Below are 18,458 nucleotides of genomic sequence, written 5' to 3'. Positions count from 1 at the left end.
CTCGCGTACCGTCATGCCGCGCGCATACATGGCGATGATCTTGTCGTCAAAGCCAGTAAAACGCCGGTCGTGCTTGGGAATCAGGATGGGCGCGAAACTGCCGTCGCGGTCGCGCGGGATCGCCAGGCGCAAGGGTCCCGTGTCGGTAAGCACGGTCTTGGCGCTGGAGCCATTGCGTTGGTTGGTGGCATCCTCGGGGCGCTCAGCGCCCGCCGGGTAGCCCAGGTGATGGCCCAGCTCCGCGCCCATCGCCCGCTCGATCAGGGCCTTCTTGAACGCCATGGCGGCGTCTTGCACCGCCTCAGCAGTCATCGGACCTTTAACGAACTGATCGATCAGTTCCTTAGGGATGGTCGGAAGGTCCCTGGGTATGGCCTTTGGTTTGCGTGGCATTACATGCTCCTTGTCGACATGTTATGCCCTGCACACAAAATCCCGTACAGGCCCCACGGGGCTACGTAACCCCAATAAGCCAGGCCTCCTAGCTCCATCGTCCGGCAAACCTCGCCCACCGATAGACCCTGGTCTTTCACCATCCGTACTACTTCCAGCTTGAAGCTGGCATCAAATTGTCGGCGTTGTCTTGTCATCTGTTTCCTCGTCGATATGGATTGTCACCCTATCGACCTGTCCGAGGAAATTAGACCACTGCAAACACTGCCCACGCACACTATTCTGCATCAGCAGCTAGAAGCATGAAAACCCCGCCCACAGGAGACAGCCCCCCGCGTCAGCGGGGCCAGAAGCAATAAAACTTCATCAAACCAAAAACCATCTACTTCGACAACACCCTCATAGCCTGCTCCAGCCCCCCCAAAGTCACCGGATACATCCGCGACTTCATGATCTGATTGATCACCGTCACCGACTGCCGGTACTGCCAAAGCCCTTCCGGCTCGGGATTAAGCCAGACAAAGCGCGGAAACTGCTCGATCAGCCGGTTGAGCCAGACCGCGCCGGCTTCGGGATTGTTGTATTCGACCGAGCCGCCAGGCTGCAGGATCTCGTACGGGCTCATGGTGGCATCCCCGACAAAGATCACCTTGTAGTCCGGCGTGTACTTGTGGATCAGGTCCCACGTGGCGATCTTCTCCGCATGGCGGCGGCGGTTGTTCTTCCACACATAGTCGTACACGCAGTTGTGGAAGTAGTAATACTCCAGGTGCTTGAACTCGGTCTTGGTGGCCGAGAACAACTCCTCCACGCGCTTGATGTGGTCGTCCATCGAGCCGCCGACGTCCATCAGCATCAGCACCTTGACCTTGTTGTGGCGCTCCGGGCGCAGCTTGATGTCGAGCAGGCCCGCGTTGGCGGCGGTGGAGTGGATAGTGTCGTCCAGGTCCAGCTCGGTCTCCGCGCCTTCGCGCGCGAAACGGCGCAGGCGGCGCAGCGCGACCTTGATGTTGCGCGTGCCGAGCTCGACCTGGTCGTCGTAGTCCTTGTAGGCGCGGGTCTCCCATACCTTGACCGCGGTGCGGTTGCCCTTGGACGGGCCGCCGATGCGGATGCCTTCCGGGTTATAGCCGCCGTGGCCGAACGGCGAGGTGCCGCCGGTGCCGATCCACTTGTTGCCGCCCTCGTGCTTTTCCTTCTGCTCGTCAAGCAGTTGCTTGAGGCGCTCCATCAGCTTGTCGAGCCCGCCCATGGCCTCGATCTTGGCTTTTTCCTCGGCCGAGAGCTCGCGCTCCAGCGTCTTTTGCAACCAATCCAGGGGGATGTCGGATTTCCAGTCGACCAGGCTCTCGATGCCCTTGAAGTAGGCGGCAAAGGTCTGGTCGAACTTGTCGAAGTGCTTCTCGTCCTTGACCAGTGTCATGCGCGACAAGTAGTAGAACTCGTCGATCGACGGCGTGATCACCTCGGCCTTGAGGGCCTCCAGCATGGTCAGGTATTCCTTGACCGAGACCGGCAGCTTGGCGTGGCGCAGCGAAAAGAAGAAATCGATCAGCATGGTGGGCTCGCTTAGAGTGTCCCGGAGCGGGTGCGGCGGTTTGCGTGCTGGTTCACGAGGCGCGCCCCGGCAGGTCCAGGCGGTATTGCAGGTGGCGCTTCACCGTCGGCCATTCGCTGGCGATGATGGAGAACACCACGGTGTCCCGGAGGGATCCGTCGGGCATGCGCTGGTGGTTGCGCAGCACGCCGTCCTGCTTGGCGCCAAGACGGGCGATGGCGGTGCGGCTCTGGTGGTTCATCCAGTGCGTGCGGAATTCCACCGCGATGCACGCCAGTTGCTCGAACGCGTGCGTGAGCAGCATCAGCTTGCATTCGGTGTTCACGGCGCTGCGCTGCACGCGCTGCGCATGCCACGTGTGGCCGATCTCGAGGCGCCCGTTGGCGCCGTCGACATTGAAGTAGCGCGTCGCGCCCACCACCGCGCCCGGCACGCCGTCGCGGATCTCGCGGATCACGAACGGCATCGCGCCTTGTTGCTCGCGCATCTGCAGCGCGGTGTCGGTCCACGCGCGCACCTGGTCCGGCGCCGGCACCGAGGTGTACCAGAGCTTCCACAGTTCGCCATCGGCGACGGCGGCCTGCACCTCGGCCTCATGCTCGAGGCCGAGCGGCTCCAGCAGGGCGTGCTGGCCGCGCAGGGTGACGGGTTCGATAAAGCGTGCCATGGCGCGGCGCTTAGCGGTTGGCGCGGTTCATGAAGACGAGGCGCTCGAACAGGTGCACGTCCTGCTCGTTCTTCAGCAGCGCGCCGTGCAGCGGCGGGATCGCGGCCTTCTTGTCCGGGCTCTTGAGCGCTTCGGGCGGAATGTCCTCGGCCATCAGCAGCTTGAGCCAGTCGATCAGCTCGGAGGTGGAGGGCTTCTTCTTCAGGCCCGGCAGGTTGCGCATCTCGTAGAAGGACTCGAGCGCGGCGGCCACCAGCTCGCGCTTGATGCCGGGATAGTGCACGTCGACGATGCGCTGCATGGTCTCGGCATCGGGGAACTTGATGTAGTGGAAGAAGCAGCGGCGCAGGAAGGCGTCGGGCAGTTCCTTCTCGTTGTTCGAGGTGATGATCACCAGCGGGCGGTGGCGCGCCTTGACCAGTTCGCGCGTCTCGTACACATAGAACTCCATGCGGTCGATTTCGCGCAGCAGGTCGTTGGGGAATTCGATGTCGGCCTTGTCGATCTCGTCGATCAGCAGCACCACTTGCTGGTCGGCCTCGAAGGCCTGCCACAGCACGCCCTTGATGATGTAGTTGCGGATGTCGTGGACGCGGTCGTCGCCCAGTTGCGAATCGCGCAGGCGCGACACCGCGTCGTATTCGTACAGGCCCTGCTGTGCCTTGGTGGTGGACTTGATATGCCACTGCAGCAGGGGCATGCCGAGTGCTGCGGCCACCTCCTCGGCCAGCATGGTCTTGCCGGTGCCGGGCTCGCCCTTGATCAGGAGCGGGCGCTGCAGCGCGCGCGCGGCATTGACGGCCAGCTTGAGGTCATCGGTGGCAACGTACTGCTGCGTGCCTTCGAAACGGTTTTGCTGGTTCTGGCTGGCGTTGGTGGTGTTGGACATGGGGCAACCTGAAGGGGTTTATGCGTGTCGGAATTGGCCAGTATAAAAGAGCTTTTCGGTTCGCGTGCGGCTCGCCTTGCCATGCTGGACTGCCACGTGCAGCGTGCTGTACAATGCGGCGGTTTGACGCGCCCCCCACGTCCAAGACTCCACCCCCTCGCTTTGTCCGCCTTGTCACTCCCGCGGTCCATGCCGGGAGGCGGCGATCACAAGAGATGGTTACAGAATGAGGCGGAGACTACGCCGGGATGCACTGGCAGCGACTGGTACCACCAGCAACGCCCAGGTATCCGGCCCACGCTGGCAGCACCGCATCTACCCGCGGGCAGATACGGTCCGGCCGGACGCATTCTGAAGCCATTTCCGACCGGTTGGGCAGGTCACGCAGGGTTTAACACTTCCAATCAGCTACGACAATGAAAAAGCTCCTCACGATGGTGGTGCTGGGCGCGGCCGCAACGGCTGCGCAAGCCCAGGAAGTCAAGGGCAATGTGGACGCCGCCAAAAACAAGGTCGCGATGTGTATTGGTTGCCATGGCATTCCCGGCTATCGCGCCTCCTTCCCCGAGGTGTACCAGGTGCCCCTGCTCGGCGGCCAGAACGCCAAATACATCGAGAATGCGCTCAAGGAATACCAGAAGGGCGAGCGCAAGCACCCGACCATGCGTGGCATTGCCGCGACCCTGACCGACCAGGACATCGCCGACGTGGCTGCTTATTACGCGCAGCAGTCTTCCAGCACGCAAAACAACACCCAGAAGTAAGAGGACCCACCCATGAATACGCTTAAGACGCTTTCGCTCGCGATCGGCGCACTCGTGCTGGGCGCCTCGGCCATCACCGCCTCGGCTGCCGACCTCGCGCACGGCAAGGCGCTGGTGGAGAAGGGCAACTGCGTGGCCTGCCACGGCGCCGGCATGAACGCCCCCATTACGCCGGATTACCCGAAGCTGGCCGGCCAGCACGCCGACTATCTGTACCACGCATTGGCCGCCTACCAGATCACCGGCAACCCGCAGGTGGGCCGCACCAACGCGATCATGGCCGGCCAGGTCAACGCCAACCCCGGCGTGACGGGCAAGGACGGCAAGCCGCGTCCCTTCACCCGGGATGAGCTGAAGGATATCGCTGCCTACATCGAATCGCTGCCGGGTGGGCTGGTCCTGAAGAAGTAAGCAAACCGGCGCCGGCAAATGCCGCGCGCGGGTCAGGAACAAGAAAAAGCCGCTGATCCCAGCGGCTTTTTCTTTGCCCGCGGCCCCGGAGCGCTCGCGCCCCCGGGCCGCGTCAGGCGGCTCAGTTGCCCGCGTCCTTGGCCAGGCGGCGTGCCTTGACGGCGTTAGCCAGGGTTTCGAGCACCTTCACCGAGTCGTCCCAGCCGATGCAGGCATCGGTGACCGACTGGCCGTAGGTGAGGTCTTCCACCGGGGTGCCCTGGACGTGGTCCTGGCGACCGCCCACCAGGTGGGATTCCACCATCACGCCGACGATGCGCTCGTCGCCCGCGGCCATCTGGCGGCCGATGTCCTCGCAGACCGGGATCTGGTTCTCGTGCTTCTTGCTGCTGTTGGCGTGCGAGGCATCGATCATCAGGCGCGCGGCCAGGCCGGCCTTGGAGATCGCTTCGCAAGCTTCCTGCACGCTGGCGGCATCGTAGTTGGGCGTCTTGCCGCCGCGCAGGATGATGTGGCAATCCTCATTGCCCGAGGTCGACACGATGGCGGAGTGGCCGCCCTTGGTCACCGACAGGAAATGGTGGGGCTGCGAAGCGGCCTTAATCGCATCGACCGCGATCTTGACGTTGCCATCGGTGCCGTTCTTGAACCCGACCGGGCACGACAGTCCGGAGGCCAGTTCGCGGTGCACCTGGCTTTCCGTGGTGCGCGCGCCGATGGCACCCCAGCTGACCAGGTCGGCGATGTATTGCGGGCTGATCATGTCGAGGTATTCGGTGCCGGTCGGCAGGCCCATCTCGCTGATGTTCAGCAACAGCTCGCGCGCGGTGCGCAGGCCGTCGTTGATCTTGAAGCTGCCGTCCATGTGCGGGTCGTTGATCAGCCCCTTCCAGCCCACGGTGGTGCGCGGCTTTTCGAAATACACCCGCATCACGACTTCCAGCTCCCCGGCGAAACGATCACGCTGGACCTTGAGCAGCTTGGCGTACTCGAGCGCGGCGCGGGTGTCGTGGATGGAGCAGGGCCCGATGATCACGATCAGGCGGTCATCCATGCCGTGCAGGATCCGGTGCATGGACTGGCGCGCGCCGTAGATCACGTCGGACGCCTTTTCGGAGCAGCCGAACTCGCGGATCAGGTGCGCGGGGGGCAACAATTCCTTGAGTTCGCGAATGCGCAGGTCGTCGGTGTTCTTCAGCATGATGGCTCCGGATTTTGTAGGGTCGTGTGTTTGGGTTGTCTGGGCTAGAGCTGGGTGCGGGCCGGTATAAAAAAAGCCGCCAGGTTCGCTGGCGGCTTTTTTTGAATTCTGGAGGCACTTACGATCGTCCCTCTCCATCCGCCAGCGGTGCGAGATCGCTAAAAAAGTAAAAATAAAACTTAGCGGACATGGATGGGATGCGGCTCAAATGGCGTCGGTTATTTGCGGCAACGCGTCACGGGATGGCAGAAAATTGCGCCAGCCCTGCCAATTCTGCCGGCAGCGGCGGTTGACCATCGGGTAACGAAGCATCTTTATAGCGCGTTTTATGGGGCTTGGCAAGCGTCCGGCATCGGGCCGGCCACAATTTCCGGACGCACCATGGCGGGTCCCGGATCGAGTTCCAGCCCGCGCATCACGGCGGCGGTGCGGTTCTCCACGCCTAGCTTCACGTACACATGCTGCAGGTGCTTTTGCACCGTGCGGGCGCTGATGCCAAGCATGCCCGCGATCTCGCGGTCCGTCTTGCCGTGCGCCAGCCAGCGCAGCACTTGCTGCTCGCGCGCGGTCAGCCTGGCGAGCATGGAGAGCGTCTGGGCATCCTGGCAGCGGCTGACTGTGAGCATTGCGGCGGCTTTGGGTAGCGCGCCGGTACGCAATGCTGCGTATTGGCGCGTTCCCGTGCATGGACCAACATCAATGAGGCCAGTATAGGCGCCGCCAGCGCGCACGGCAGTGCCGCGGCGGCACCTGCACAGGTTTGCCCGGGGGAAGACAGGCGAACGCGGCATGCCAGGCAGGTCAGGCACGCCGGGCTGAGGCGAGGGGGAGGGAAACATCATGGCGATCGATGAGGGGAGGCTGAACGCCTTCATGGCGCAGTTCGTCCAGGATCTGGGGGCGGTGATGCATGCCGCCACCATCGTGGTCGGCGATACGCTTGGCCTTTACAAAGCCCTGGCCGAGAAACCGATGACCGTACAGGTGCTGGCCGAGAAAACCCATACCGATGAGCGCTACCTGCTCGAGTGGTTGTCCGCGCAGGCGGCCAGCGGCTATGTCGCGTACGACCCGGCCAGCGATCTGTTCAGCCTGACCGAGGAGCAAGCCTTCGCGCTGGCCCAGGAAGGCAGCCCTGCTTTTATTCCCGGTGCCTTCCAGATCGCGGTGGCGCAGTTCAAGGCGATTCCCAAGATCGTGGATGCCTTTCGCAACGGGCGCGGGCTGGGCTGGCATGAACACGATCCGTCACTGTTCCACGGCACCGAGAGGTTTTTCCGCCCGGGCTATGCGGCGCACCTGACTTCGGAATGGATTCCCGCGCTGGAGGGTGTGCAGGCCAAGCTGCAGGCGGGCGCTCGCGTGGCCGACGTGGGCTGCGGGCATGGCGCCTCCACCATCATCATGGCGCAGGCTTACCCGGCATCGGCGTTTTACGGCTTCGATTACCACGAGCCGTCGATCCGCTATGCCAACGAGGCGGCGGCGCGCGCCGGCGTGCAGGATCGCGTGCACTTCGAGGTGGCAAAAGCCAAGGAGTATGGCGGCAAGGACTACGACCTGGTGGCCGTGTTCGACTGCCTGCACGATATGGGCGATCCGGTCGGCGCTGCCGCCCATGTGCGCGAGACCTTGCGTCCGGACGGCACCTGGATGATCGTCGAGCCCTTCGCCAACGACCGGCTCGAAGACAACCTGAACCCGGTCGGCCGGGTCTTCTACTCGGCCTCGACCTTCATCTGCACGCCAGCGTCGCGCTCGCAGGAGGTGGGCCTGTGCCTGGGCGCCCAGTCGGGCGAGGCACGCATGCGCTCGGTCGTGCAGCAGGGCGGGTTTTCGCGTTTTCGCCGGGCGGCGCAAACGCCGTTCAACCTGATCTACGAGGCGCGGCCCTGAACAGCAAAGGGGCCGCGCCCGGCCCGCTGGAAGGCAATCAGGCCGTGCCGCCCACCGTCATGTTTTCAATGCGCAGGGTCGGCTGGCCCACGCCCACGGGCACGCTCTGGCCTTCCTTGCCGCACACGCCCACGCCCGAGTCCAGGCGCATGTCGTTGCCGATCATGGTGACGTCCTTGAGCGATTCCGGGCCGTTGCCCACCAGCGTGGCGCCCTTGACCGGCGTGGTGATCTTGCCGTCCTCGATCAGGTAGGCCTCGCTGGCGGAGAACACGAACTTGCCGTTGGTGATGTCGACCTGGCCGCCGCCGAAGTTGACCGCGTAGAGGCCGCGCTTGACGCTGGCGATGATCTCCTGCGGATCGCGGTTGCCATTGAGCATGTAGGTGTTGGTCATGCGCGGCATCGGCAGCGCGGCGTAGCTCTCGCGGCGCGCGTTGCCGGTCACCGGCATCTTCATCAGGCGCGCGTTGAGCGTGTCCTGGATATACCCCTTGAGGATGCCGTCCTCGATCAGCGTGGTGCACTGGGTCGGGTTGCCCTCGTCGTCGAGGTTGAGCGAGCCGCGGCGGTTGGCCAGCGTGCCGTCGTCCACCACGGTTACGCCCTTGGCCGCCACGCGCTCGCCCATGCGTCCAGCAAAGGCCGAGGAGCCCTTGCGGTTGAAGTCGCCTTCCAGGCCGTGGCCGATGGCCTCGTGCAGCAGCACGCCGGGCCAGCCCGGGCCGAGCACGACGGTCATGGCACCGGCCGGAGCCGGGCGCGCCTCGAGGTTGACGAGCGCCGAGGCCACGGCCTCGTCCACGTACTTGCGCAGCAGTTCGTCGGTGAAATAGCCGTAGGCATAGCGCCCGCCGCCGCCGGAGGAGCCGATCTCGCGGCGCCCGTTCTGCTCGGCGATCACCGTGACCGACACGCGCACCAGCGGGCGCACGTCGGCGGCGATGACGCCGTCGCTGCGTGCCACCAGCACCACGTCGTACTCACCGGCCAGGCCTGCCATCACCTGCACCACGCGCGGGTCCTTGGCGCGTGCCATGCGTTCCACGCGCTCGAGCAGCGCCACCTTTTCGGCCGCGTCCATCGAGTCCAGCGGATCGTTGGGCGAGTACAGGTTGCGCCCGCCCTGGGAGGCCATCTTGCTCGCCACCTTGACGCGGCCGCTGCCGGCGCGGCCGATGGTGCGGGTCGCGGCGCCAGCCTTGAGCAAGGCGTCCAGGCTGATGTCGTCGGAGTAGGCGAAGGCGGTGCGGTCGCCGGACACGGCACGCACGCCAACGCCCTGGTCGATGCTGAAGCTGCCGGACTTGACGATGCCTTCTTCCAGGCTCCACGCCTCGTTGCGGGTGTACTGGAAGTAGAGGTCGGCGTAGTCGACCTTATGCGTGAAGATATCCGCCAGCACGCGCTGCAGGTTGGATTCGTCCAGGCCGTAGGGGGCCAGCAGCAATTGCTGGGCGGTGGCGAGGTTGCGGATTCCGAGGTCGCCGGCGTTCATGGTTGTCCTTTATCGTCGTGCCGCGGTGGCGCGAAAAGCGCCGCCGCGTAAAAATCTGGGATGTTGGCGATTCCGGGGAATCGGCCAGGTCATGGCTTGTACATGCTACAGCACCCGATGGCGCAGCGCAGGCAGGTTCTGCCGCACCTCGTCCAGCCGGGCGGGATCGATCAACCCGCTCACCACGCCTTCGCCTTCCGGCAGCACCGCCATCACCTCGCCCCAGGGATCGATCAGCATCGAGTGGCCCCAGGTGCGCCTTCCGTTCTCGTGCTTTCCGCCCTGTGCGGCGGCCAGCACATAGCACTGGTTTTCGATGGCGCGGGCGCGCAGCAGGATCTCCCAGTGCGCCTGGCCGGTGGTGTAGGTGAAGGCGGCCGGCATCAAAATCAAGCTGGTGCCGCCGCCCGCCGCGAGCTGGCGGTAGAGCTCCGGAAAGCGCAGGTCATAGCAGACCGACATGGCGACCCGTCCACAGGGCGCATCGAAGCTGACCGGGGTCTGGCCGGCCAGGATGGTACGCGATTCGTCGTAGCTTTCGCTGCCGCGCGTGAAGCCGAACAGGTGGATCTTGTCGTAGCGTGCCGCGCGTTCGCCGCGCGGGTCGAAGGCGAGCGAGGTGTTGTAGACGCGGTCCTCGTCCTCGCACCACAAGGGCAGGGTGCCGCCGACCAGCCAGATTCGGTGCCGGCGCGCCGCATCGGCCAGGAATGACTGGATCGGCCCGTCGCCGTCGCGCTCGCGGATGGCCACCTTGTCGCCTTCGCGCAGGCCCATCATGCAGAAGTACTCCGGCAGCAACACCAGCTCGGCGCCGCCCTTGGCGGCCTGCGCGATCAGCGCGTCGGCGCGGGCCAGGTTGGCCTCGGGCGAGACCCCGCTGACGGTCTGGATGGCAGCCACGCGAAAGGGGGCCGTGCTGGGGGCTGGGGCGGAGGCGTTTGCGGTCATGAAGCGGTTTCCTTGGCTTGCGGCGGCTGCGCGGCGGGCTTCGCCGGGCAGGGCCAGTCGCTACGGTTATGGCGCCGGGTAGACACGATTGGACGACGAATCCCGCACGGGGGGCGAGTCGGTCTTATTCTCCCCCACTTTGGTGACCTGCGGGTTCGCCCAGCCACCGCTGATATGGAAGCGGCGGCTGAAGGCCTTGGAGAATTCGTCGGCAAATATCAGCTGGGCCGCCAGCGTGCCGATGCCCAGCGCGGGATTGATGAACGCTGCGGCGACCGACGCGGATGTGGCGTTGATGCGCGGCACGACCGTCACATCCAGGTCCTGCGTTTCGCGCGGGATGTTCGCGCTGCCGGTCATCGAGGCGCGCAGTTGCCCGCCCTTGAGCGCGAAATCCTTGGTGCTGGCCACGCCATTTTCGATCGTGCCGGTGCCGGTGATTTCGTCGAACACCATGCCCTGGCCCGCCACGCCGCGGAAGTCGAAGGTGGCCAGCCGCATCAGGCTTTGCAGGCTGAGCACGCCCAGCAGCTTGGCTGCGCCGGGGTCCACGCTGAGGATCTGGCCATTCTCCAGCTGGAGCTTCATCCGGCCCGACAAGGTGGGGTAGTCGATCGACAGCGGCGAGCCGCGCCATGCGATCCTGCCCTCGAAGGTGCCGCGCCCGTCGGCCAGCATGTGCGGCAGGCCCATGCGTTCGAGCACCTGGCCGCCATTGCGCACGTCGAGCTTGAAGTCGAGCAGCGTGCGGCGCTCGGCGGCAGCGCCGTCGCGTACGCGGCGCGGCAAGCGCCAGCTGCCGCTGCCCGTAAAGGTGGCGCCGGGCTGCTCGATGACCAGGCGGTCCAGCGTCCACACGGGCTCGCCGCCGCTTTCGCTGGCGCGGGCCTTGACCTCCAGCTTGCCGAAGTCGCGGCCGTGCAGCTCGAACCGATCGGCAACCAGGTCCAGCGCGGGCAGGTCGCCGGTATTGCCGTCGAGCGGATCGGCCGCATTGGCGGCGTCGCCCGTGTCGGGGATGTTCAGGTGTGACAGGCGCAGCGTGAGCGCGCCCGCCGGTGTGGTTGCATCGCTGCGCCAGCGCATGTTGCCCGCCACCTGGCGGGACTCGATCTGCACGCCCCAGCCAGCGCTTTCGCGGGTGGCCTCGAGCACGACATCGTCGAGCTCGCGGCCAAAGGCGTGCAGCGTGTGCGTGCGCGCGGAAATGCGCTCGGGCAGGTAGTCTACCGCTGGCGCCGCCGAGCCGGCACTGGCGCCCCCGGCGTCCGCGAACAGGGCGCGCCAGGCGTCCAGGTCGATGCGGCTGGCCGTGATCGCTGCGGTGACGCCGCTGGCGGGTTGCGGCGCCGGCTGCTCGATGCCGATCCCGCCGGCCAGCACTTCCATGCCGTCGCCGTTGCGGCGTAGCAGATAGCGCGCATTGAGCACGTTGCCATACTGCACCAGCATTTCCTCGCTGCCGGCGCGGGCGGCGCCTGGGCGCAGTTCAAAGCGCAATGGCACGGCCTGCGCCGCGCTCTTGGCCATCGGTGCGGGCAGGTTCACCGCCAGCCCGGCCAGCTCCGATGCCACCGTGATCTGCGGCTGGTGGTCGCGCACGCCGATCACGGCGCTGTAGGCGGTGCTGCCTTCCAGTTTCTGTATCAGCCCGGCGGCGGGCGAGCCGCCAAACGCCTCGCGGATGCCCTGGGCGGTGAGATTGCCACCGGCAGTGACCCTGACCGTGCCGTCGGGCTGGCTGCCGCCGCCGGCGCGAATCTCGCCGCCCAGGAAGCGGGCGCGCAGGTCGTTGAGCTGGAAGCCGTGCTCGTTGAAAGCGACCACGCCGGTGGTGCCGGCCAGCACGGGCAATTGCGGGATCAGCACCACATCGTTGCCGGGCAGCCGGAACTGGCCGTCGACCTTGGTGGCATGCGCCTCGGTGAGGGGCAGGTCGAGCTTGAGCCGCAGCTCGCCGTTGCCTTGGGCGCGCATATCCGTCAGCACCTGGCCGGTCCAGTCGCGCACCGGGCTGGCGGCGACGAAGCGCAGGAAGGCCGTCATCGCCCCGCTGGCGCTACCTTCCAGCACCAGGCGGCCGTGCTCGCCGAGGTCGGCGATGCGGCCATTGACGTCCTGCAGCGTGACGCCAGCGGCGCCTTGCACGCCAGCGCGCTGCGCGACGAACGACAGCCCGCCGCGCTCGAACAGCAAGTGGCCGCTGACGTCGGTGAAGTTCGGCCAGGCCTTGCCGTCATTGCTGGCGCTTGCGGCGCTGCCCGCCGGCGCGCTCACATGGGGCGCGATCTGGTAGCTGACATGCTGGATCGGCACCTCGACCCGGAAGTCGCCGGCACGCTCGAACGGGCTGTGGAAGGGGAAGTGCTCCAGGTCGCCCTTGAGCAGGAACTTGACGTCGCTGGCTTCACCGCCGACCAGGGCGCCGGCCAGGTATTGGCGCGTGGAGGCGGGTATGCCCATGGGCAGGTAGCGCGGCACGCGGCTGACCTGGGCGCGGGTCAGCTCACCGGTCAGGTCGGCAATGCCGCCGTGCCCGTCGCCGCCGGCATGCCAGGTGCCGCGTACGCTGCCGGCGGTATCCGCGTTGGCGAACTGCACGCCGTCGGTGCGCACTGCCAGCTTGCCATTGTCGTTGGTCCAGCGCACTTCGCCGTTGATCTGGTCGAACGAGAGGCGCGGATCCTCGAACATGCCCGGCAGCATCAGCGCGGCATTGTTGCCTTCAAAGCGGGCGCTGCCCTGGCGTTCGTCGAAACTGAAGCTGCCGGAGATCCGCGAAAAGCCCGGCACGCCCAGGTGGGGCTTGCCATTCGCACCGACAGGCGGGTTGGCGGGCTGGCCAAGCACCGAGACGCTGCGCAGCGTGCCCTGCACGTTGAAGTGGCGCTGGCCATCGCGGCGGCTCAGCATGCCCTGGCGATCCCGGGTCCAGTTCACGTCCAGGTTGTCGACATGGCCCGAGGGCTGCAGCGCGCGCAGCTGGCGCGACAAGGCGGTGTCGAGCGGCAGCGAGGTGGCCAGCGCGCGCACGGTGTTCAGGTCGAAGGTGGGCGCCTTGAGCGTGAATTTGCGCAACGCGCCCTTGTTGTCGGTGGCCCAGCCGACCACTACCTTGCGCATGCCTTCGCGCCAGACGCCTTCGCCGCTGGCCAGGCCGGCGGCCGCGCTGGCGGCGCCGGGGGCGGCCGCGGCTGCGGAGGCCGCCTGCGCTTGCCGTGCCGGCGGCACTGCCGGCCCTTCCGCCGGCTCGGGCTGCCACAGCAGGGTGTCGATGGTGAGGATGTTGTCGCGGTCGCGCCCCGCGCGGTGCAGGATAAAGGCCTGGGCACTGGCGAGCTTGAGCGCTTCGGGCGCTCCGGAGAGCTTCAGGTCCACGCTGCTGGCGCGCAGCCGCGCCTGGCTGCGGGTGATCTGGCCGCCGCGAAACTCGATGGTGCCGTCGGTGCTGAAGGTGCCGCGCGTGACCCGGTCGAAGATCGCGAGATAGCGCTGCAGCACCGGGAGCTCAAGCCGGCCAAGGTCCCAGCTGGCCTGCCCGTACCAGTTGTGCCAGTCGCCGGTGCGATGCAGGTATTCATGGCGGAAGTCCGCCTGCACCACGAGTGGGCGCGGCGCGAGCGTGGCCGATTGCGCTTCGAGCTTGAACGTGTGGCGCGAGCCGTGGCGCTGCACGCTGAGCTGGATATTGCCGACGTCCAGTTGCGGCAGCTTGTTCTTGTCGTCGAGCCAGCGCAGCTTGCCGTCGGTGAGCTCGACCTTGCCCTGGGCCAGCAGCCAGTCGAACAGGCGGTTGTCCTGCGGCTGGGCGCCGGTGGTGTCCACGGCCATGCCGGCCACCTTGAGCTTGCCGTCGGCGGAGCGGCGGATCAGCAGGTCGGTCCGGCTGGCGGAGATCTTCTGGAACAGCACGTCCATGCTGAACAGCGAGCGCCATGACAGCTTGCCATCGAGCTCGCCCGCGGCCAGCAGCACGCGCTGCTCGGCATCGATGGCCTTGACGTCGCGGGCATGGAAAGCCGGATGCCAGCCATCCCAGTAGGTATCGAGCTGGCCGATGCTCAGTTGGGCCGCGAGCGCCACCGAGCCGCGCTGCTCCAGCCAGGTGCGGGCGGCCGAGGCCTGTGGCCAGAGCACAAAGCGGATCAGGAGCCCGGCGAGCAGCGCCAGCAGCACCAGCGCCAGGGCCAGGCGCACCAGCACGCGTCCCAGGCCGCGCCAGACGGGATGGCGCAAGCCAGCGAGCAGAGCCCGGCCGACCGCGCGCGCAAACGCGAGCGCGCGCCGGCCGCTTTGCGGCAACGGGGTTGAGCCTGCACCGGCGGCCCCATCAAGTGCCGGCGTGCCGCCGGCGGTGGCGGCGGAGGGATCGGCAGGTGGGGTGGCGTGGCTGGACATGCGCAGATTATCCGACAATACTAGGCGCTCTCCAATACGGTGCCTGACCGGCCGTGCATAACGCGCGCGCCGGCCCAGGGCCGGCTCACGCGCTACCAAGTAACAGGAATGACTTCCACTGATCCGACGAGTTCCGCGGCCGCGCCCGATACCGCCGCAACCGATGGCGCAAACCGTGCCGCAGCCGCGGATGGTCCTGCCGGCGAACATGCGCCCGGCAACACTTCCAGCGCTGCCAGGCAGGCTGTGGCCGACATGGCCACGGGCCCGTTCGCAGTGGTGGCCGCCGCGGAACTCGTGCCGGTCGAATGCGCCGGCATGGCATTGTACTCGCCCGCCTATTCCCATTACACCCGCCGCATGGCGCAGGCGCGTCCCGAGCTGGCCGAAATCGTCGCGCTCGCACGCGAGCAGCCGCTCACGCGCGCCTGGATGGAAGCGCGGCTCAAGGCCCTGCACGAGCCGTCGTCCGATCTAGAGGATGCCATCAAGCGCGCGCTGCGCCGCTTGCGCGCGGAAGTGATGTGCGTGGTGATCGAGCGCGATCTGCGCGGCCTGTCGACGCTGGGCGAAGTCACCGGCGCGATGACGGACCTGGCCGAGCTGGGCATCCAGTACGGCCTGGCCATGCTGGAGGCGGACCTCGCCCCGACCTATGGCCGCCCGGTCGGGGAGAGCAGCGGGGAGGTGCAGGAGCTGGTGGTGGTTGGCATGGGCAAGCTGGGTGGCCGCGAGCTCAATGTGTCGTCCGATATCGACCTGATCTTCCTGTACGACGAAGACGGCGACACCCGTGGCGGGCAACGCAGCCTGTCCAATCACGAATATTTCATCCGCCTGGGACGGCGCCTGATCAACCTGCTGGCCGACGTGACCGGAGATGGCTACGTGTTCCGCGTCGACATGCGCCTGCGTCCCAATGGCGACGCCGGACCGCTGGCCTGCAGCCTCGGCATGCTGGAGCAGTACCTGATGGTGCAGGGGCGCGAGTGGGAGCGCTACGCCTGGATCAAGGGCAGGGTGGTGTCGGCGCTGGATACCCCGCATGCGCAGCGTACCGCCGCGCAACTGGCCAGCCTGACCACGCCCTTCGTCTTCCGCCGCTACCTCGACTACGGCGTGATTGCGGCGATCCGCTCGCTGCATGCGCAGATCCGCGCCGAGGCGGCCAAGCGCAGCGGCGGGCTGGCGGCGCCGGGCAGCGGCCAGCGCGTCAACCAGCGTGCCTTCAATATCAAGCTCGGGCGCGGCGGCATCCGCGAGATCGAGTTCATGGCCCAGGTCTTCCAGCTGATCCGTGGCGGCCAGGACCCGGCGCTGCGCATCCGGCCCACCCTGGAAGTGCTGACGGTGGCGGTGGAGCATGGGCTGCTGCCCGCGGGCCAGGCCGAGCAACTGGCCAACGCCTACCGCTTCCTGCGCCAGCTCGAGCATCGGCTGCAGTATCGCGACGACGCCCAGACGCACCACCTGCCCACCTCGGAAGAGGAGCAACTGGCGGTGGCGAAGATGATGGGCTGCGCCGACTGGCCGGCCTTGCTCGAGCGGCTGGCATCGCTGCAGGATCCGGTGGCGCAACAGTTCGAGGCTACGTTCTCGGACCCCGATGAAGCGCATGCGCAGTGCGAGGCGTTGTGGCCCGCGTTGATCCAGGAAGAACAGGATGAACCGCCGTGCGAGCGCCTGGCCGCAGCCGGCTTCAGCGATTGCACCGGGCTGCTCGACCGCTTGCGCGCCATCGGCGCCTCGCTGCGCTACCGCGCGTTGTCCGAGCCCAGCCGAGTGCGCTTCGACTTGCTGGTCAACCGCGCGCTTGACCTGGCCTCGCGCCAGGACGATGCCGACCGCACCATCGCCCGCTTTGTCGATTTCCTGGATGCCATCAGCCGCCGTGCGTCCTACCTGTCCCTGCTTTCCGAATACCCGCAGGCGATGGCGCGCGTGGCCGACACGCTGCACGCATCGAGCTGGGCCGCCGCCTATCTGACCCGCCACCCGCAACTGCTCGACGAACTGCTCGACAGCGATGCCCTGGCGCGCGCGCCCGACTGGAACGACTTTCGCAGCCGCCTGGCCGCGCGTCTCGACGCGGCCGACGGACAGATCGAAGCCCAGATGGACATCCTGCGCCGCGAACATCATGCCGAGACCTTCCGCATCCTGCTGCAGGACCTGCAGGGCATGGTGACCGTGGAGCAGATCGCCGACCGGCTGTCGGACCTGGCCGATGCCATGCTCGACGTGACCCTGCAGGCAGTCTGGCGCCAGCTGGCCACCCGGCACGCCGAGCAGCCGCGCTTTGCCGTGATTGCCTACGGCAAGCTGGGCGGCAAGGAGCTGGGCTATGCCTCTGACCTCGACATCATCTTCCTCTACGAGGACGAGCACGAGCGCGCGCCCGACGTCTACGCCGCCTACGCGCGCCGCCTGATCACCTGGCTGACCAGCCATACCGCTGCCGGCACCCTGTTCGACGTCGATACGCGCTTGCGGCCCAACGGCGAGGCCGGGCTGCTGGTGACCAGCTTCGAGGGCTTTCGCCGCTACCAGCAGCGCGAGGGCGACAACACTGCGTGGGTGTGGGAGCACCAGGCGCTCACGCGCGCGCGTTTTTGCGCGGGCGACCCAGAGATCGGCGCGCACTTCGAAAGCCTGCGCGACGAGATCCTGCGCCAGCCGCGCGACGCCGCCACGCTGCGCGGCGAGATCGTCGCCATGCGCCACAAGGTGGCCGAGGGGCATCCCAACCCAAGCGGTTTGTTCGACCTCAAGCATGATCGCGGCGGCATGGTCGACATCGAGTTCACGGTGCAATACCTCGTGCTGTTGCACAGCCACGATCATCCTGCGCTCACGCGCAATGCCGGCAATATCGCGCTGCTGCGCACCGCTGGCGAGATCGGCCTGATCGATGCCACGCTGGCGCGCGAGGTGGGCGACGCGTATCGCGCATTCCGCGCCCGCCAGCACCAGTTGCGCCTGGACGGGCAGGCTCATGCGCGCGTCGCGCCGGCCGTGGTGGCGCAAGAGGCGGAACACGTGCGCACCCTCTGGCAAGCGGTGTTCGGCGAGCCGGTTGCCACCGGCGCCAGATGAATCCGCAGGCGGCCGGCGCGGCGCGCTGGCCGGGATGGCTGGGCGTGCTGGCCGTACTGGCGCTAACGGCCGCCCTGGGTGCCGCATTTACCTTCGTCCCCTGGCTGCACGCGCACGGGCTCTATCTGCGCGATGCGGTCATGGGTCACGGCGCGGCGGGCCAATGGTGGCGCCTGCTGACGGCCATGTGGGTCCACCTTGGCTGGCAGCACTGGCTAGCGGACCTGCTGGCCGCCGCGGGCCTGTTCCTGCTGATTGGCCGCGAGGCGCGCGCCGGCGCGATGCTGGCGGTCCTGCTCGCCTGCGGCGTAACGGTGCAACTGGCGCTATGCCGGATGCCGTCGGTGGGTTGGTACGGCGGGTTGTCCGGCGCATTGCACGGGTTGGCCTTGTGGGGCGGGCTGCGCCTGCTCTATGGCAGCGGCGTGTCGCGCGTGCTCGGCGTGGCGCTCTGCCTTGGGGTGCTGGTCAAGACCTGGCTTGAGCAGTCGTGGCTCGCGCCGGTGGTATTCGATGCGCAGTGGGGGTTCGGGGTCGTGCGTATCTCGCACGCGGCCGGCGCGCTGGCCGGCCTGGGGCTATGGCTGGTCCAGGAGTGGTGGCAGCGCCGCCACGGCCAGCCACCCGCATAGGCGCGCTGCTAACAGGCTGCTGAAGTACTAACCGCACAAGCGGCAAGACTTCCCGCTCTATGGTTGATGTGCCGCCTATTTTTCACAATCCGGAAGCTGCGCGT

At 66.9% G+C, this 18,458-nt stretch carries 15 protein-coding genes; 5 read left to right on the top strand and 10 right to left on the bottom strand.

All coding sequences use genetic code 11. The features are described from left to right. The 5 genes from ACYP5B_RS16825 to ACYP5B_RS16805 all read right to left on the bottom strand — a co-directional run. A partial coding sequence (locus ACYP5B_RS16825; protein ID WP_459570456.1) for a transposase occupies positions 1-393 on the bottom strand: 393 nt, incomplete at its 3' end. Next, positions 393-590, bottom strand: coding sequence for a transposase (locus ACYP5B_RS16820; RefSeq protein WP_459570455.1), 198 nt, complete (start codon positions 588-590; stop codon positions 393-395). The genes ACYP5B_RS16820 and ACYP5B_RS16825, both read right to left, overlap by 1 nt. Before the next feature lie 185 nt (positions 591-775). After that, the gene (locus ACYP5B_RS16815) at positions 776-1,951 is read right to left on the bottom strand and encodes a vWA domain-containing protein (RefSeq protein ID WP_318236679.1); all 1,176 of its coding nucleotides are present in this window, start codon (positions 1,949-1,951) and stop codon (positions 776-778) included. A gap of 52 nt (positions 1,952-2,003) precedes the next feature. Beyond that, a complete protein-coding gene (locus tag ACYP5B_RS16810) occupies positions 2,004-2,618 on the bottom strand; it encodes a GNAT family N-acetyltransferase (protein WP_400096657.1) in 615 nt (204 codons plus the stop codon). Between the two features lie 10 nt (positions 2,619-2,628). Further along, on the bottom strand, positions 2,629-3,507 hold the full coding sequence (locus ACYP5B_RS16805) for an AAA family ATPase (RefSeq protein ID WP_043344836.1): 879 nt from the start codon (positions 3,505-3,507) through the stop codon (positions 2,629-2,631). Between the two features lie 416 nt (positions 3,508-3,923). Between ACYP5B_RS16805 and ACYP5B_RS16800 the strand changes: the two genes are divergently transcribed. Further along, complete coding sequence (locus ACYP5B_RS16800) at positions 3,924-4,271, top strand: c-type cytochrome (protein WP_267606063.1); 348 nt, start codon at positions 3,924-3,926, stop codon at positions 4,269-4,271. Between the two features lie 12 nt (positions 4,272-4,283). Continuing rightward, positions 4,284-4,682, top strand: coding sequence for a c-type cytochrome (locus ACYP5B_RS16795; protein WP_267606064.1), 399 nt, complete (start codon positions 4,284-4,286; stop codon positions 4,680-4,682). A 121-nt stretch (positions 4,683-4,803) separates the two neighbouring features. On the opposite strand, the gene aroG is transcribed toward ACYP5B_RS16795, so the two are convergent. Both aroG and ACYP5B_RS16785 read right to left on the bottom strand, forming a co-directional pair. Next, the gene (gene aroG / locus ACYP5B_RS16790; RefSeq protein WP_400096656.1) at positions 4,804-5,883 is read right to left on the bottom strand and encodes a 3-deoxy-7-phosphoheptulonate synthase AroG; all 1,080 of its coding nucleotides are present in this window, start codon (positions 5,881-5,883) and stop codon (positions 4,804-4,806) included. Between the two features lie 326 nt (positions 5,884-6,209). After that, positions 6,210-6,509 (bottom strand): helix-turn-helix domain-containing protein, encoded by a 300-nt coding sequence (locus ACYP5B_RS16785; protein ID WP_318236682.1) that lies wholly within the window; start codon positions 6,507-6,509, stop codon positions 6,210-6,212. Between the two features lie 214 nt (positions 6,510-6,723). Between ACYP5B_RS16785 and ACYP5B_RS16780 the strand changes: the two genes are divergently transcribed. Then, the gene (locus tag ACYP5B_RS16780; protein WP_459570454.1) at positions 6,724-7,779 is read left to right on the top strand and encodes a class I SAM-dependent methyltransferase; all 1,056 of its coding nucleotides are present in this window, start codon (positions 6,724-6,726) and stop codon (positions 7,777-7,779) included. A gap of 37 nt (positions 7,780-7,816) precedes the next feature. Here ACYP5B_RS16780 and tldD read toward each other — a convergent pair whose 3' ends face one another. From tldD to ACYP5B_RS16765, 3 genes are all read right to left on the bottom strand, one after another. Then, a complete protein-coding gene (tldD, locus tag ACYP5B_RS16775; RefSeq protein ID WP_459570453.1) occupies positions 7,817-9,277 on the bottom strand; it encodes a metalloprotease TldD in 1,461 nt (486 codons plus the stop codon). A 105-nt stretch (positions 9,278-9,382) separates the two neighbouring features. Next, a complete protein-coding gene (locus ACYP5B_RS16770; protein ID WP_459570452.1) occupies positions 9,383-10,228 on the bottom strand; it encodes a carbon-nitrogen hydrolase family protein in 846 nt (281 codons plus the stop codon). Positions 10,229-10,294: 66 nt separating this feature from the next. Continuing rightward, complete coding sequence (locus ACYP5B_RS16765) at positions 10,295-14,626, bottom strand: YhdP family protein (protein WP_459570451.1); 4,332 nt, start codon at positions 14,624-14,626, stop codon at positions 10,295-10,297. 255 nt (positions 14,627-14,881) lie between these two features. Here ACYP5B_RS16765 and glnE point away from each other — a divergent pair, with 255 nt between their 5' ends. Both glnE and rrtA read left to right on the top strand, forming a co-directional pair. Continuing rightward, positions 14,882-17,722, top strand: coding sequence for a bifunctional [glutamate--ammonia ligase]-adenylyl-L-tyrosine phosphorylase/[glutamate--ammonia-ligase] adenylyltransferase (gene glnE, locus ACYP5B_RS16760; RefSeq protein WP_459570457.1), 2,841 nt, complete (start codon positions 14,882-14,884; stop codon positions 17,720-17,722). After that, positions 17,719-18,354, top strand: coding sequence for a rhombosortase (rrtA, locus tag ACYP5B_RS16755; RefSeq protein WP_459570450.1), 636 nt, complete (start codon positions 17,719-17,721; stop codon positions 18,352-18,354). The genes glnE and rrtA overlap by 4 nt, the downstream gene beginning before the upstream one ends. Positions 18,355-18,458 lie beyond the last annotated feature (104 nt).

Source organism: Cupriavidus sp. 8B (assembly GCF_054589115.1).
The sequence above is the reverse complement of the archived record's forward strand: the minus strand, read 5'-3'. Positions and strand labels throughout refer to the sequence as shown.